A 16,827-nucleotide genomic window follows, 5' to 3' on the forward strand; every position below is an offset into this window, starting at 1 on the left:
TAACTATTTTAAAATATGACTCAGTCCCGATATCGGGCCTGAATCATATTTTTTATTCATTGAAGGTTTCCAGTGTATTCTGAGAACTGTCGATAAGGCTCTGTGGTAAATCTTTCTTATTCTTAATTCCCAAAGACTTTAATTTTTGAGTCTGTATCACAAGATTATCATTCCCTGTATGAAGTTGCTTGAAGGCATCATTGTATACATTCTTTGCCTGATCTAAATTTCGTCCTACTTTTTCGAGATTTTCTACAAAACCAACAAACTTATCATACAGCTTTGCCCCTCTGTCAGCAATTTCCATTGAATTTCTGTTCTGGTATTCCCGCTTCCACAAATCGGCAATCAGTTTCAGGGAAGTGATGAGATTACTTGGATTCAGTAGCAGAATTCTTTTTTCATAAGCGAAGTTCCAAAGATTAGGGTCTGCCTGCATCGCTGCAATATAGGCTGGTTCGCTTGGAATAAACATCATAACAAAATCCATCGATTTATCATAATCATCATAAGCCTTTTGGCTTAGCTGTGAAATATGGTTTTTGATAGATCCCAGATGTTGACTCAGTTTTATAGCATATACATCAGGATCTGTTTCATCTACCAAATCTGTAAAGGCAGTAAGAGATACTTTGGAATCGATAATCACATTTCTTTCATCAGGATATTTTATTACAGCATCCGGACGCATTTTTTTACCGGAAAATTCTGAGAACAAAGCATTGTTATCCTCATCACGAAGTTCGTGTTCCAGAAAATATTCTCTTCCCTTTACCAGTCCGGATTTTTCAAGAATACTTTCGAGGATCATTTCTCCCCAGTTTCCTTGTGTTTTACTTTCTCCTTTTAAGGCACGAGTTAGCTTTTTGGCATCATCAGAAATCTGCTGATTGAGTTCCGCGAGTTCTTTTACTTTTTCAGCCAGAGAGAAACGTTCTTTGTTTTCTTTCTCATATGCTTCGTTGACCTTGTTCTTGAGATCGGCTATTTTCTCCTGAAAAGGCTCCAGAATATTTTTTAAGTTATTTTGATTTAAAGTAGTAAACTTTTCTGTTTTCTCTTCCAGTATTTTATTGGCAAGGTTTTCAAATTGAAGTTTTGATTCCTCCTGTATTTTGATGATCTCTTCTTTTTGGGTATCTAAAGATTTCTGTAAATTGTCATTTTTTGCAGATAATTCTGAATTTTTAGCAAAAAGTCCCTGTTTTTCAATAATGTGATTATCAATTTGTGAGGATTGTCTTTGATTGTTTTGTTTTAACTCCTGAAACTGGAGGTTCATAGAAGAATATTCAGCAGAGATTTTAGAAAACTCGTTTTTAAGATCGTCAAACAAATCCTGCTGAAGAAGATTGGATTCTTTTTCTTTGGTGAGATTTTGAGTAAGTTCCTGTATTTTCAGGTTTGCATTCTCCAGATCAGATTTGTTTTTAATAAAGAAGCTGTTCAGCTCGTCATACCTGTTTCTTGAAACCATTGAGGATTTTAAGGCAAAATATAAAATAACCGCCCCCAGTAATCCGCCGGCAATACATCCAGTAAGTAAATATATCATCTCCATCTTCCAAAATTATGAAAAAAGCGGGAAGTTTGTATGGAACAATTAATTTCTCCAGTTGAAATAACGTGTTTTAATAGTTATCATACAAGTTGAATTGATAAGCCTAAAAAATCAGTAAAGCCAGGAAGTGATTGTTTTTAGGGTAGTGATATTCTTTTAACTTTTTATCCTTCCATAACCTTTCTGAATTAGAATACTTATATTTATCGGAAATTTCAGGAATATATGAATATTTTGTTGGTAGAAGATGATCAAAGAATCAGCAATTTTCTGATAAAAGGGCTTTCCGAAGCCGGTTACAATATGACCCTTGCCGATTCTGGTGAAAAAGCGCGAGAGCTTCTTCATACCTACGATTTTGATATTATTTTAATGGATATTATGCTTCCGGGGTTAGATGGTATGCAGCTTACTCAGATCATAAGGTTTAAAGGAAATTATACTCCGATTCTGGTCTTAAGCGCTTTGAACAGTCCGGATGATAAAATAAAAATGCTGGATCTGGGAGCAGATGATTATCTGTCGAAACCCTTTCATTTCGAAGAGCTGATTTCAAGAATTAAAGCATTAACGAGACGCAATAAGCTGAGTTATCAAAAAGATGATCAGTTTCTTTCCTGTGCCAATATTGTTATTGATACAGATCTTCATAAAGTAACTCAAAATAATAAAGAGATTGAATTTTCTCCCACAGAATATAAACTTTTCACCTTTCTGATGGAGAATAAGAATAAAGTACTGAGCAGAACACAGATTCTACACAAAGTATGGGGGATAGATTTTGATAATTCCACCAATGTTGTGGATGTCTACATTTCCTATGTTCGTAATAAGATTGACGAAACCGAACACAAATTTATTCATACTGTAAAAGGAACCGGATATTTAATTAAAGACTGATAATGACCCTCAGAAACAGGTTTACCCTTATCTCTAGCCTTTCATTTGGCATTGTATCCATCGTCACATCGGCGGTGATCTTCTTTGCTTATTATGACAGTACAAAGATTTTTTACTTTGAAAAGTTAAGGAATACCGCTCTTATTTCTGCTATTTATTATCTCGAAAAAGATGAACTTCCCAAAGACAGGCACGCTCAAATAAAAAAAGAATACAATCATCTTATTCAGAATAACAGAGTGGCCGTTTATAATCAGAATAATGAGGTGACGTTTGGGCATAATCTACATGATGAAAATATTAAACCTTTTCATTTACAGTCGGTTCGGAATAATAAAGGAATCCAGTTTATGGCAGGTAACCAATTCTATTATGGGATTTTTTATCCGGATAATCAGGGAGACTTCGTTGTCTTTGTAAAATCTCCCAACGATTCTTTTCAGTCGCAGATTCTGCGGCTTTCCATTATTATGCTTTCGGTACTGATTATTGGTCTGTTGGCGATCTTCTTCTTAAGCCGGTATCTTTCAAAAATTGTTTATAAACCTATTTCCAATGTTGTGGAGAGAATCAGTAAAGTAGATTATAATAATATATCGACGGCTATTACTTCCACCAACACCAATGATGAGATAGAAGATCTGATCAAATCCTATAACAAACTTTTAAGCAGAATTTCTGAAAATGTCTTGTTACAGCAGAATTTTATCAATTATGTTTCTCATGAATTTAAAACACCTTTGGCTGCTATTTCCGGGAATCTTGAAGTATTTGCTCAAAAAGACAGAACTCCTCAAGAATATAAAGAAGTCGCCAAAGAATCATTGGAAAACGTATATGAGATTGAAAACATTCTCAACAATCTTCTTCTGATGTCCGGAATGACAAAGCTTGAATCTTCCCATCAACAGATGAGAGTAGATGAGCTGATATGGAAAATTTATGAAAAGCTGGAACCGAAAGCAAAAGAAAAACATTCCACGATCAAAATACAGCTACAGGTTACGAAACCTTCTCTTCTTGAATTTCCTGGAAATGAAACCCTTTTGTACCTCGCACTATATAATATTGTAGAAAACGCCATTAAGTATTCTTACAATACACCAACCATTCTTACGTTGTCGGAAAACGCCAATCAATTACAGATTGAGGTAAAAGACGAGGGGAGAGGAATACCTGCGGACGATCTTATCAAAATTTCGGAAACCTTTTACAGGGGAAAAAATGTGGATAATATCAAAGGAAGTGGGATAGGTCTTTCATTATCCAAAAGTATTTTTGATCACCATAATATTGTCATGACCATTGATTCTGTTGTAAATAAAGGTACGACAGTTACTCTCGTGTTTCCACCTCATTCTTAGACTTTTCATCGTTAGCGAAAATATGAGCGGTTTGAACATTTTGAAAAGTTCTAATCAAACTCTAATGTTGGGCTAATTGAATTCTAATTTCATTCGAAATTACCTCTAATATTAGAAAAATAGCTTTGTGGTCTTAAATAATAGACCTTGAAGAAGATTTTTTTTACCCTTTTTTATATCCATTGCTTTAGCTTCTTTTCTGCACAGATTTCCGATACGTTGAAAATCAGCAGACAAGAGGCTGAGGCAGTTTTCTTGGCTAAAAACCTGGATATTATTGCCCAAAAAATTGAGATTTCTCAAGCCGAGGCAAGAGCGGTTCAGGCAAAATACTGGCCTAATCCTAAATTAAGCATCAGTGAAGTCAATCTTTGGCGAACCTATGATATTGAAGAACAACCCGCCCTCATTGGAAACTGGGGAAAGAATACCCAAGTCTCAGCCGAAATTGAACAGGTTATTCAGACGGCAGGAAAAAGAAGAAAAAATATCGAACTGCAGAAGATTGAAGTAGAAGGAGAAAAGTATGAATTACAGGAAGTGCTGCGAGAGCTCAAAAAGACCTTAAGAAACACAATAACTGAGATTGTTTACAACCAGGAACAGCAGAAGATCTACCAGGGACAGATTGCTTCTATTGAGAAACTGACGAAATCTTACCAAAATCAATTAAACCTTGGAAATATAAGTAAGGCAGAATATGTTCGATTGAAAGCTCAGGAAATTGAATTCAAGAAGAAACTGGTTTCCTTAAAACAGGAAATCGAAGACCAACAAGCAGAGCTGAAATCATTGCTGATGATTCCTTCTAACGCATATCTTGTAATTTCCGATCCTCTTGTAATGCCGGAAAAGCAACTTTCAGAGGTAGAACTTACTCAATGGCTGGAGAAAGCTAAAGAAAATCGTCCGGACATCCTGATCTCCAAAAACAAAGAAAAGCATGCTGCCAAAAACCTGGAAATTCAGAATGCTATGAAGACTCCGGATCTTGCCTTTTCAATAGGATATGATCGCGGTGGAAACATTATGAAAGATTTCGTCGGGCTTGGAGTTTCTCTTGATCTTCCCATTTTTGACCGCAATAAAGGAAATATTCAGGATGCAAAGCTCGAAATAGAGAAAAGCAAAAATGAAACCCGAAAAAATATGCTGAAGTCGGAAAATGAAATTATTTCTGTCTTTAGAAACTATATCAGAACCCAGAAGGTTTCAGAAGATATAGATGAAAATTATGAATCTACGCTGGATAATTTACTGATTAGCCATGAGAAGAACTTCAGACTGAGAAACCTCAGTATGCTGGAATATATGGACTTCCTGGATACTTACATCGGAAATAAAATGATCATCCTCGATACTAAGAAAGAACTCAATCAATACTATGAAAACCTGCAGTATGTTGTAGGACAAGATTTATAAGATATGAACAAAAATACTACCCGATACATTGCTGTAATTTATTTCTCTGCTTTGATGGCTCTTACAGGTTGTAAAGAGAAAGAACAGAATAACCCAACGGAAAAGGGCTACTGCATCAGCAAAGAACTCAAAAAAGATATTAAACTCGTAAAAGCGGAAATGCTTCCCATTGAAGAAAGCATCACCCTTACAGGAGAGGTGGAAAGTAATTCGGATAAAACGGTTCCTTTCGTAAGTCTTGTGGATGGAGTGGTAACCGATACCTATTTTTCTTTGGGAGACTATGTGAAAAAAGGACAGGTGTTGGCTACTGTAAAAAGTACCGCTGTCAACGAAATGCAGGATGATACACAGACATTGCAGGCTCAGTTGGCAGTAGCAAAAAGAAAATTGGCTTCTGTAGAGGCTATGTATAAAGATGATATTGCTTCTCAGAAGGACCTTCAGGAAGCCCGCTCAGAAGTTACCATTTTGCAGTCTAATATTTCCAAAACCCATAAAAATATGCAGCTGTATTCGGCGGGAGGAAGTACCATTCAGATTAAAGCCCCAGCAGACGGTTATGTCATCTCTAAGAATGTTTCCAAAGGAATGCCTGTTACGGCCGGAGGTGATCAGCTTTTTACTATTTCCAACCTGGAGAAAGTATGGGTGATGGCGAATGTATATGCTACCAATATGAGAAACGTTTATGTAGATCAGCCTGTAGTGGTGAAAACGCTTGCTTATCCGGATGAAAGTTTTTCAGGAAAAATCAATAATATTTCGCAGGTGTTCAATGAAAATGAAAGGGTTTTGAAAGCCAAAATTATCATGGATAATAATGGAATGAAGCTAAGACCGGGAATGTCTGCCGATGTAGTGCTGCCTATCAATTCACAAAATAAAACCGCTCTTGCCATTCCTGCCAAAGCAATGATCTTTGATAACAATCAAAGCTATGTTGTGGTGTACAAAAAAGACTGTGAACTTGAGATAAGACCAGTAACGGAAATTGCATCCAACAGCCAGCATATTTATGTAGAAGGGAATCTGAAAGCAGGTGAAAATGTTATTGCATCCAACGGATTACTGATCTATGAGAATCTGAAAAATCAATTAAATAACGCCAAGAAGTAATGCGAAAGTTTGTTCAGAATATAGTTTCCTTCTCTCTAAAAAACTCATTGATTGTTCTTCTGGGAACTTTTCTTTTGTTGGCCGGAGGAATCTACTCTTATATTCACACTCCCATTGAAGCATTTCCGGATGTTACCAATACAAGAGTAAGGGTAATTACCCAGTGGCCGGGGAGAAGTGCCGAAGAAATAGAAAAATTTGTCACATTACCGATCTCTAAAGAGATGAATTCGATTCCGAACAAAACGTCGGTGAGATCTATCTCCTTATTTGGACTTTCGGTGGTTACAGTGATTTTTGATGATCATGTCAATGATTTTTATGCCCAGCAATATGCGGCCAATAAATTAGGAAATGTAAGTCTCCCCAATGGAGCAGAATACAGTATAGAACCTCCGTCCGGTGCTACAGGAGAAATTTACCGATATATTATTAAAAGCAAATTACCAATCAAGGAAGTGACCTCCATTCAGGATTGGGTGGTAGAAAGAGAGTTGCTTGCCGTTCCCGGAGTAGCAGACGTAGTGAGCTTTGGAGGTGAAGAAAAAACTTATGAAATAAAAATTAACCCTACAGAATTACACAATTACGACCTTTCCCCCCTGGATGTGTATGAAGCGGTTTCGAAGAGTAATATTAATGTAGGAGGTGATGTAGTAGCAAAAGGTGATCAGGCTTATGTAGTGAGGGGGATTGGTCTTTTAGAGAAAAAAGAAGATATTGAGAACATTCAGATTGAAGTAAAAGGTTCCACCCCGATTTTGGTGAAGCACGTTGCTGAAGTGAAAGTCTCTGCTAAACCTAGACTGGGACAGGTAGGATACAACAAAGAAAATGATGTCGTAGAAGGAATTGTGATCATGCTTCGTGGTGAAAACCCAAGTGAAGTAATTGCAAGACTGAAAGACAGGATTGAAGAACTTAATGGGGGAGAACTTCCGGGAGATGTTCAGATTGTACCGATTATTGACCGTACAGAACTGGTGAATACAACCGTTCATACCGTTTCCAAAAACCTTATTGAAGGAGTAATACTGGTTTCAATCATTGTATTTATTTTCCTTTATAACTGGAGGACTACATTTATTGTGGCATCCGTTATTCCTTTAGCTTTTCTTTTTGCTATTATTATGCTTAAAATTCAGGGATTGCCGGCCAACCTGATCTCTATGGGAGCTCTGGACTTTGGTCTTCTCCTGGAAGGAACGCTTGTTATTGTAGAACATGTATTTGTCGCCCTCGAGATTAAAGCGAAAAAAATAGGACTACAGAGATTTAATAAAATATCAAAGCTGGGAATCATTAAGAAAAGCGCAGGAAGTGTAGCGAGTTACATTTTCTTTGCCTTACTGATTCTTATTGTTGCCCTGATGCCAATTTTCTCTTTCCAGAAGGTTGAAGGAAAAATGTTCTCTCCTCTGGCATTTACATTGGGATATGCATTACTAGGTTCATTGATTTTAAGTCTTACCTATGTGCCGGCTATGTGTAAACTGTTGCTGACCAAAAATATTGAGGAAAAAGAAAACTTTATTTCAAGATTTTTCAGAGTCAATATTTATAGAATTTATGAATTCAGTGACCGTCATAAAAAAGGATTTATCATTGGCTTTGTAGCATTGCTGGCAATCTGCGGATGGAGATTTTCCAATTACGGATCAGAATTTTTACCAAAGCTGAACGAAGGAGCGATCTATGTACGTGCTACACTTCCTAACAGTGTCAATCTGGATGAATCGGTTCGGCTTACCAAAGAAATGAAGGAGATCTTAATGAAATATGATGAAGTAAAATTTGTCATGACTCAAACAGGCCGTCCCAATGATGGAACAGACCCTACAGGTTTCTTTAACATCGAATTCAATATTCAGCTGAAACCGGAAAACGAATGGAAGAAAAAAATATCCAAAGAAGAGCTTCTTGAAGAGATGAGAGTCTCTCTGGAAAAATATCCGGGAATCAACTTTGGGTTCAGCCAGCCAATACAGGATAATGTGGAAGAATATGTGGCAGGAGTAAAAGCGCCTTTGGTAATCAAGATTTTTGGAAATAATCTTTTTGAACTTGAAAATTATGCCAATCAGGTAGCCAATTCGATAAGAACAGTACCGGGAATTTCAGATGTGAATGTCTTTAAAAATATAGGACTTCCGGAACTGAGAATTCAGCTCCATGATTCCAAAATGGCAAAATATGGTGTTTCTATGGCAGATGCTCAGGCGGTGATTGAAATGACCATCGGTGGCCAGGCGGCGACCAAGTTTTATGAAGAAGAAAGAATGTTTGATGTCATGCTTAGATTTGAAAAGCAATACCGCGACACTCCTGAAAAAATGGGCAATATTCTGATCCCAACCCAGGATAATAAAAAAGTACCATTGAAAGAAATTGCAACTATTGATTATCATACAGGTCCCTCGTTTATTTATCGCGAAGGTAATAGCCGATACATTGGAGTAGGATTCAATATAGAAGGACGAGATCTGGGAAGCACCATCAAAGAAGCGAAAGAAAAAGTAGATAGAGAGGTAAAACTCCCAAAAAGCCACAAAATGACATGGGCAGGAGAGTTTGAAAGTAAAGAAAGAGCGGCAAAACAATTGGCCATGGTAGTACCTATTTCCCTGGTTCTTATTCTGATGCTGCTGTATTTCAACTTCGGAAATGTGAAAGATACGCTGATCTCTTCTATAACATTAGCATTTGCATTTATTGGAGGGTTTATATCCCTTTGGTTCACAGGAACCATTTTCGGGATTTCTGCGGGGATCGGTTTTATTATCCTCTTTGGAGTAGCAACAATTGATGGTATCGTTCTGATAGGGGTTATGAAAGAAAATCTGCAAAACAGGCTGTCTCTTAAAGAATCTATCGCTGAGGGAGTACGAAGTAGAATTCGTCCGGTTGTGATGATTGCTCTGATGGGATCTATGGGGCTTCTTCCTGCGGCAATGTCCAACGGAATGGGCTCGGAAATTCAAAAACCATTAGCCATTATGATTGTAGGAGGATTAATCATCTGTATGTTGTTGTCTTTTACAATATTACCAATTGTTTTCCATTATGCCTATCGTAAAAAAGCATAAGGAAACCTTATAGTTTCTTTTATTTTGTTCATTATGAGGCCGGGATCCGTGAGGAAGATCCCGGCCTTTTTATATTAAGCCTTTTTTGTAGCTTCTAATGTTTCGATATTTTTCACGACGTCACTGCTTTCGCATTTTTTAAGCTCTTTTAAAAGGGTAAGAGTGAGAATTTTAGGATTTGCTATTTGGCTTGCTACCTTTGCGGCAGCATAATCTACAATGCCAATAACGGAGTCTCTCAAGAAAATAGGAGTATTGGAGGTGATGACGGCGGTTGTCCAGGAAGTGTCTCTCGCTTTGGAGATTGCAAAATCCAATATTGCATTATCATTGCCATTCGAGAGCTGATCGATCAGATCCACAGGATAGCAGATTTTGTTCAGAGAATCCTGTACACTTTGATTGATAGAGGCGATAATGTTATTAATGTTTTCAAAATCTTTTTTCAATGGATTTATTTTCCGGTAGGGCATGATAGAGGCGGCAGAAACTCCAAGATCCAGATTAATATGCGCATTCATGCCCAGAAATAGGTGTTGAAGGATCAGTACGTTTTTGTTTTTCGCTGTCTCGAAGGCGATATACCATGAATTGGTACATTTTATCCCTTTGTTATAGTTTTCCCAAGCCTGAAGATACCGTTGGGCAAAAGCAATATCAAGTATAGTCATTCTTGGGTTGTCTTCAAATTTCTTTTGCTGAATACCTTTCAGTACCTGTTCGGTCATGATCCTGTAAGTACATGCGAAATAGCCTGCGGGACTTTTATTTTCCTTACACCAAAGGATAATTTCATCCAGCCTTTTCAAGACAGCTTCAATAGTTTTCATGATGGTTTTTGTTTACTTAAAGGTATTGAAAAAGTGAGCTGGAAGGCTCACTTTATTTGTTATTCATCAGATTATGGAGTGATTATAATCGGATCTGGAAAAGGTTCAAGAACCAATGGTTTGCACATTGCCGCCGGTTGGCAGCTTCCTCCCATGCATATAAAATTAGTCATTGTAGTGGTGCCGTCCGGACATCTGATCATGCCTTCACCATGGCATCCTCCGGGACATTCTGCCGGATAAAGGGTTCCTCCGAATACATTCTTCAAGTCTGTTCTTGAAAGTTTTTCAATGTTTTTTTTCATAGTATTAATTTTAATTATGGTGTTGTAACTTGCTTATAATGAATTGTATAAGTTTGTTTATGCTAAGATAATTAAAATAATTCTTTTGACTGATATTTTTACTGAAATTATGTATGTAAATATTTGGTATATAGAATGTTGTATGATGACTTATAGATTTTGTCTTTTCTCTTTAAATAAATTAACCTTGATTGTCTTACCAATGACTTCAAGAATTATAGGTTTTGGATGCTGTAGGAATATTTTCTGATGATCTGATTCCTGTATTATGATAGGGTCGTGAGAGAACAAGTCACTATCGATTTTCTGTATTGTATGAAATTTATGATTTCTCACTTCCGAAATCATGTTTTGTCCCGTCTTATAATCGTGTACAAAAGAGTACAGTTGTTCATCATAAACAAAACTTGACATTATCGAAATTCCAGTAGAGTCAACTATTTTTTTTGTCCCTTTTAATGTGTGAGCTTCATATTCTCTGGTAATAACTCCAGGATGATACACGGGTATTTTATAAGTTACCTCCATCTTGCTTGGATCATCTATTTCCAAAATGTTTGACCCTCCCAATTCATCTGCCGTAGAGGTAGAGATATAATATTTATGACCAATTTTGTTTATAGAAATAGGACAATCTGCTTTGGAGTAGTAAATTTTTCCTGATTCCTTACTTTTAAAATAAACTGTTCCGCCCCATTCTCCAGAACAGCTTTTCCATACTTCATAATTTTTATCAGTATATAAAAGTCCAGGAGTGTATAGCTTTTTTAACTGTTCTATGTCTTCGGTGACATCTTTATCCTTCTTAATTGTTTCAATATTGAATTTATTCTGTTGGTTACCACAGCTTACGATAGTGAGTAAAAGAATAATTAGTAAAGATGGCAGGATTTTCATGATATGAATTAAGCTATTTTTACCTTAAATATATAACAAAAGCGGTAGTCAAGGAACTACCGCTTTAATATCAAAGATCAAATGTATGTAAAATATATTATTTCTTAACTGCTTTCAGTGATTTTACACTACCATCTTCCATATGAAGATTGATTAGGTAAAGACCTGAGTTCAGATCAGAAAGGTTAAGTTCATTGCTCGCTTTCAGTGTTTTTAACTGTCTTCCTGAAACGTCACTTACTATGATAGATTTCACACCTTTAATATCGGAAATAGTAAGGATATCTTTGAACGGATTAGGGTAAATAGAGATATTCGCTTTCTTATTCAGCTCTACATCGGATGTGCCCAATGTACTTTGAACATTAATCGTATAATCTTCAGCCTGCCCTTGGTTAAGATCAGCACAAGGATCAGATAACTCTGCTCTTACCGAAGTAGTTGAACTATTGAAATGATATTTAATTCTCATTCTTGTATTTCCTAATGCTGCAGTAGCAGGCACTGTAATGCTCTTATTAACTGTTAATGGAGTACCTGTACCTCCTGCAAAATCTGAAGTTACAAAGTAAGATTCACCTGCATCGGCAAAACTTCCATTCTGATTCCAGTCGATAAATACAGTAAATCCGAAACGGTTGTTGGTTCCTACAGAAGTTCCTGTTAATGTGATAGGATAAGCTGTTCCTCTTACAACGTTTGCCACTTTATTGGTGAAAATTTCCTGACCGTCTGTAGGTGCCGTAGTGATTACTGCACTAGATGAATTGGTCATATCACTGAAAACAACATTGGAGATAGGATATGTTCCCAATTTCGAAAGAAGTGGTCCACAATATGGAGTATAAGGATTAGCTCCTGTAGTGAAAGATATTTCCTGGCATCCTGTTGCATCTCCTAATGCATTTGTTGGAGTAATTGTTGCGTAAAGAGTAGCGTTTGCAGGGAAAGCACTTGACGATGTAGGAACATAGAAGGTATTATAGGTATTTCCGGAATAAACGTTTGAAGCTCCTGAAGTTGTTCCGATTTTAACTTTATAAGATTCTGCACCAGGAACAGCTGCCCAGGTAATCTGTTGGCGTACTGAAGCTCCGGTTGTTCCGGTTGTCGGGCTGCTTATTGTGGCGCAGGTTGGTATTGCTGTTACTTCCTGTTTAATTTTAACATTATCGATAAAGCTGTAGAAATCATAATTAGTACCGGTTGTTCCCACGGTCTGTATTCTTAGCATGAAATTTCCGTTAACGTTATCACTTTCAGGGATCGTTCCTGCAAATGGAACACAGGTTTGTGCTGCACTTGTTAAAGTAATAGGAGAGCCTACTGTGGTATAAGTAGTACCACCATCTTTAGAATAGGCAACAGTAATAGTACCTCCAATAAGACTGTTTGCATCATAAGCCTGGGTAGTATAAACAAAAGAAACATCAATTTTTTTTCCGTTAGCAGTAATGCCGGCAGGTTTGGTATACACCAGATTGATTGTTCTGTTTGAAACACTGGAGCCATATGACTCTGCACCAATAAATACATTTCCATCACATGTGCTGCCAATGTAAGTTCCTGCTGTGCCCCCTGATAGATCAGTATAACCACCGCTGATTACAAAGCCGGGATAGGTTGCATTTTCAAAACTCTCATTGACTAAAATTTGTGCGCTGCCCATAGTAGCGAGTACCATTGAGCTCAAGAATAGTAATTTTTTCATAAGGTAAAGTTTTTATTTTACCAATATAATAATATTCTTCGTTATGGCCAAATTAATAAGGAAAAATCGATTTGATGGTCAATAATTTGTCTATTTTAGATTAGTTTTAAATAATATTTAGCGTTTTTGGAATTTTTAAGAGGTGCTGCTTTATTAGGGGTTGAACAGGTAGAGTTAAACCGTGTTTAAAGGCTTTCCTTCATCAGCCAATTTTCCGATATACTCTAACTGACCTTTTATGAGAGCATTCATTTTGGTTTTATATTTAATTTTTGTTGCTCCTGTTGTGAGCACAACAATAGTATAAGCCTTCATACCATACTGATCTGCGCCTACAGAATCAGCCAGCTTTTGATTGTGTACTGTTTTTTACTTCAGCCGTCTTTGATGAGGTTTCCGAGACTGCATTTTTTCCAGGAGTACCAGGTTTACCATCTTCACCTTTCTGGTAAACAACACATGAGACAAGAGAAAGAGGGATTGTGCAAAGCATTATTAATTTTTTCATCGGTTTTGGTGTTAATCTTTTATTCTTAAAAATTCTTTAGCGAGTTCTATCATTTTTGGATCACCGGTATATTTGCCATGTTCATCAGATAATTTTACGGTTGGTATCCATTCTTTATTAGGTGCCTGTACTCCGATCAGTTTCATAACGATATTCATTGGCTTCAAACCTACATCGTTGGTAAGATTGGTGCCTATTCCGAAAGAGATTCCTATTTTCCCTCTGCAATAGTTGGTAATTTCTTCTACCTTTTCAAGATTAAGGGCATCTGAGAAAATGATATATTTAAACATTGGGTTGATGCCATTATTTTGGTAATGAGCAATCGTTTTGTCTGCAAATTCTAACGGATCTCCGCTGTCATGACGAACACCGTCAAAAAGTTTAGCGAATTTTTTATCAAACTGCTGGAAGAAAACATCCGTAGTATATGTATCAGAAAGAGCTACTCCCAAATCACCCCTATATACATCTACCCAGTGTTCCAGAGCCATTTCGTTGGCCATTTTGAATCCATATTCTGCAGCATGGAACATAAACCATTCATGAGCGTGGGTTCCTATTGGTTTTACTCCGTATTTCATGGCGAAATGTACATTTGAGCTTCCGATAAACGTTGAATCTTTTTTCTGTGTTAAAGCTTCCATTACCAGATTCTGTACCTTATAAGAATGTCTTCTTCTGGTTCCGAATTCTGCAAAATTAACTCCCAAACGGCCTAATGAATCTGCTTTCTCAATCGTTTTACTCATTACGACCTCATTAGAATCTCTTTCCATATGATTCATTTCATAATGCAGTTCGCTGATAAGTGCTAATAGCGGAACTTCCCAAAGTATTGTTCTGTACCAAAGTCCTTCCACACTCACAGAAAGATCACCTCCTTCCTGATGAATCTTTACTTCAGACGGATCATAATGATATCCTTCTAAAAAATCCAGATAAGGAAGATCTATATAAGGACAGGTTCTGGCCATGAATTTTTTCTCGTCTTTTGTAAGTTTAAGCTCTGCCATTTTGTTAACGGCTTCTCTTAGCGCGACATCAAAACCTTCCGGAAAGTGATGTTTTCCCCGGTTGATAAATTCGTATTTTACAATAGAACTTGGAAATAATTTTACCACAGCATTCTGCATGGTTATTTTATAGAAATCGTTGTCTAGTATTGAGTTCAGTCTTACGTTGTTCATGATATGTGTAATTTTAACGCAAATATAAAAATAAAAAATAAAAATCGCCTAAATGTAAGGCGATTTTTTTGAAATATTTCAATGCTTTTGTTGAGTTATTTTCCAAGGTAAGAGTTGTACATCCAAACTTCTTTCTCCTGTTCTGTAATATAGTCGCTCATTTGAGAGTTGGTACCTTCGTCTCCTGCTTCATCGGTAACATCCAATAATTCTCTTTGAAGATCAATCACTACTTTGAATGAACTTAGGATTTGTTCCACACTTTTTGTGCCATCCGTTACTTCTTTACTTTCTTTAATTGTGGCTACCTTTAGATAATCAGAATAGTTGTGGGCTGGTATCGCTCCTAGAGTAAGAATTCTTTCCGCAATTTCATCTATCTTCAGAACAAGGCTGTTATAAAGTTCTTCAAACTTCGGGTGAAGTGTGAAAAACTGTTCTCCTTTGATGTTCCAATGTGAACCTCTTGTATTCTGATAGAAGATAGAATAGTTTGCTAAAAGTACATTGAGTTTTTCTGAGATTTTTTTGCAGTCGGCTTCTTTTAGTCCGATAATACTAGCGTTTTTCATATGTATATATTTATTTTTTAAGGTCGTTTACAATTGCCATATTGTAGTGCTTTGCTGTTGAGGGTTTGTAAAGGCAATCTTATAAGTTGATCTTTTGTGTATCTCAAAGTTACGAAATATCGTGCCGAACTCCCTGCTTTATTGATAGATGATAACTATGGAAAACTTTTTTAAAATAGTTTGGAAGTATAGAAAAGAAGTTAGAGCCAATTTAAACAGTACCTATTTTTATTTTTTTTGAATTTCATAAATATTTAATATTCAAATTTTAAGCTGTAAAATATAATGTCTTCGATGAACAATTCCGCATCTGTATTGTATTCTTTCATTCTACAATGCCAAGAGATCGTTTTTGAGATGTAAGTGTTTGATTTTAATTTTTATATAAGTGTTTGCAGATTAAAAAAATATTCTTATTTTTGCACCCTAAAATAAAAAGCAATTAAATGCCTACTATTCAACAATTAGTAAGAAAAGGAAGAGCCACGCTTGCCAAGAAGAGCAAATCGGCTGCCCTTGATTCTTGTCCACAAAGACGTGGTGTATGTACGAGAGTATATACTACTACACCTAAGAAACCTAACTCTGCACTTAGAAAAGTAGCAAGGGTAAGACTTTCTAACGGTAAAGAAGTTAACGCCTACATCCCGGGCGAAGGACATAATCTTCAAGAGCACTCGATAGTATTGGTAAGAGGCGGAAGGGTGAAAGACCTACCGGGAGTACGTTACCACATCGTAAGAGGTGCATTAGACACTGCAGGTGTAAACGGAAGAACACAGAGAAGATCTAAGTACGGAGCTAAGAGACCTAAACCAGGACAAGCTGCTGCAGCTCCTGCAAAAGGAAAGAAAAAATAATCATTAAATAAGGTACAAAAGCAATGAGAAAGACAAAAGCGAAAAAAAGACCGTTGTTACCAGATCCGAAGTTTAATGATCAATTGGTAACAAGATTTGTTAATAACCTAATGCTAGACGGTAAGAAGTCTATCGCATTCAAAATTTTCTATGATGCATTAGATATCGTAGAAACTAAAAAAGGAGACAGTGAAAAAACTGCACTTGAAATCTGGAAAGATGCACTTACAAATGTAATGCCTCACGTAGAAGTACGTTCTAGAAGAGTAGGTGGAGCTAACTTCCAGATTCCTATGCCAATCAGAGCTGATAGAAAGATTTCTATGGCAATGAAATGGTTAATTAGCTACTCTAAAAAGAGAAATGATAAGTCTATGGCTTTGAAATTAGCTAATGAAGTTGTAGCTGCTTCAAGAGAAGAAGGTGCTGCTTTCAAAAAGAAATCTGATACTCACAAAATGGCGGAAGCTAACAAAGCTTTCTCACACTTTAAATTCTAATT

The 16,827-nt window shown here is 36.6% G+C and carries 15 protein-coding genes; 7 read left to right on the forward strand and 8 right to left on the reverse strand.

Going from position 1 to position 16,827, the window contains the following annotated elements; translation table 11 throughout:
• Positions 1-52: 52 nt before the first annotated feature.
• On the reverse strand, positions 53-1,561 hold the full coding sequence (gene rmuC / locus ACQ76T_RS16055; protein WP_431344298.1) for a DNA recombination protein RmuC: 1,509 nt from the start codon (positions 1,559-1,561) through the stop codon (positions 53-55).
• A gap of 225 nt (positions 1,562-1,786) precedes the next feature.
• Between rmuC and ACQ76T_RS16060 the strand changes: the two genes are divergently transcribed.
• The 5 genes from ACQ76T_RS16060 to ACQ76T_RS16080 all read left to right on the forward strand — a co-directional run bounded on the left by ACQ76T_RS16060 (position 1,787) and on the right by ACQ76T_RS16080 (position 9,452).
• Positions 1,787-2,461 carry a response regulator transcription factor gene (locus tag ACQ76T_RS16060; protein WP_422694545.1) on the forward strand — a complete coding sequence of 225 codons (675 nt, stop codon included), beginning with the start codon at positions 1,787-1,789 and terminating at the stop codon, positions 2,459-2,461.
• Positions 2,462-2,463: 2 nt separating this feature from the next.
• Complete coding sequence (locus tag ACQ76T_RS16065) at positions 2,464-3,825, forward strand: ATP-binding protein (RefSeq protein ID WP_431344299.1); 1,362 nt, start codon at positions 2,464-2,466, stop codon at positions 3,823-3,825.
• A gap of 147 nt (positions 3,826-3,972) precedes the next feature.
• A complete protein-coding gene (locus ACQ76T_RS16070) occupies positions 3,973-5,247 on the forward strand; it encodes a TolC family protein (protein WP_431344300.1) in 1,275 nt (424 codons plus the stop codon).
• A 3-nt stretch (positions 5,248-5,250) separates the two neighbouring features.
• On the forward strand, positions 5,251-6,366 hold the full coding sequence (locus ACQ76T_RS16075) for an efflux RND transporter periplasmic adaptor subunit (protein WP_431344301.1): 1,116 nt from the start codon (positions 5,251-5,253) through the stop codon (positions 6,364-6,366).
• Entirely contained in the window at positions 6,366-9,452 is a 3,087-nt protein-coding gene (locus tag ACQ76T_RS16080) for an efflux RND transporter permease subunit (RefSeq protein WP_431344302.1), read from the forward strand. The genes ACQ76T_RS16075 and ACQ76T_RS16080 overlap by 1 nt, the downstream gene beginning before the upstream one ends.
• 74 nt (positions 9,453-9,526) lie before the next feature.
• Here the strand turns inward: ACQ76T_RS16080 and ACQ76T_RS16085 are convergent, their stop codons facing one another.
• From ACQ76T_RS16085 to ACQ76T_RS16115, 7 genes are all read right to left on the reverse strand, one after another.
• Positions 9,527-10,282, reverse strand: a complete 756-nt coding sequence (locus ACQ76T_RS16085) for a DUF5995 family protein (RefSeq protein WP_431344303.1) — start codon at positions 10,280-10,282, stop codon at positions 9,527-9,529.
• A gap of 71 nt (positions 10,283-10,353) precedes the next feature.
• Positions 10,354-10,587, reverse strand: a complete 234-nt coding sequence (locus ACQ76T_RS16090; RefSeq protein WP_422694551.1) for a hypothetical protein — start codon at positions 10,585-10,587, stop codon at positions 10,354-10,356.
• Positions 10,588-10,737: 150 nt separating this feature from the next.
• Complete coding sequence (locus ACQ76T_RS16095) at positions 10,738-11,484, reverse strand: hypothetical protein (protein WP_431344304.1); 747 nt, start codon at positions 11,482-11,484, stop codon at positions 10,738-10,740.
• Positions 11,485-11,581: 97 nt separating this feature from the next.
• Positions 11,582-13,195, reverse strand: a complete 1,614-nt coding sequence (locus ACQ76T_RS16100; protein ID WP_431344305.1) for a GEVED domain-containing protein — start codon at positions 13,193-13,195, stop codon at positions 11,582-11,584.
• 340 nt (positions 13,196-13,535) lie between these two features.
• On the reverse strand, positions 13,536-13,688 hold the full coding sequence (locus ACQ76T_RS16105; protein WP_431344306.1) for a hypothetical protein: 153 nt from the start codon (positions 13,686-13,688) through the stop codon (positions 13,536-13,538).
• A 26-nt stretch (positions 13,689-13,714) separates the two neighbouring features.
• Entirely contained in the window at positions 13,715-14,893 is a 1,179-nt protein-coding gene (gene pncB, locus ACQ76T_RS16110; protein ID WP_431344307.1) for a nicotinate phosphoribosyltransferase, read from the reverse strand.
• 95 nt (positions 14,894-14,988) lie between these two features.
• A complete protein-coding gene (locus ACQ76T_RS16115) occupies positions 14,989-15,465 on the reverse strand; it encodes a Dps family protein (RefSeq protein ID WP_431344308.1) in 477 nt (158 codons plus the stop codon).
• 446 nt (positions 15,466-15,911) lie between these two features.
• On the opposite strand from ACQ76T_RS16115, the gene rpsL reads away from it, so the two are divergent.
• The gene (gene rpsL / locus ACQ76T_RS16120) at positions 15,912-16,325 is read left to right on the forward strand and encodes a 30S ribosomal protein S12 (RefSeq protein WP_002983146.1); all 414 of its coding nucleotides are present in this window, start codon (positions 15,912-15,914) and stop codon (positions 16,323-16,325) included.
• Positions 16,326-16,348: 23 nt separating this feature from the next.
• Positions 16,349-16,825, forward strand: a complete 477-nt coding sequence (rpsG, locus tag ACQ76T_RS16125; RefSeq protein WP_431344309.1) for a 30S ribosomal protein S7 — start codon at positions 16,349-16,351, stop codon at positions 16,823-16,825.
• Positions 16,826-16,827 lie beyond the last annotated feature (2 nt).

The sequence above is a fragment of the Chryseobacterium sp. JK1 genome (genome assembly GCF_050632815.1).
In the GTDB taxonomy this organism is placed as follows: domain Bacteria; phylum Bacteroidota; class Bacteroidia; order Flavobacteriales; family Weeksellaceae; genus Chryseobacterium.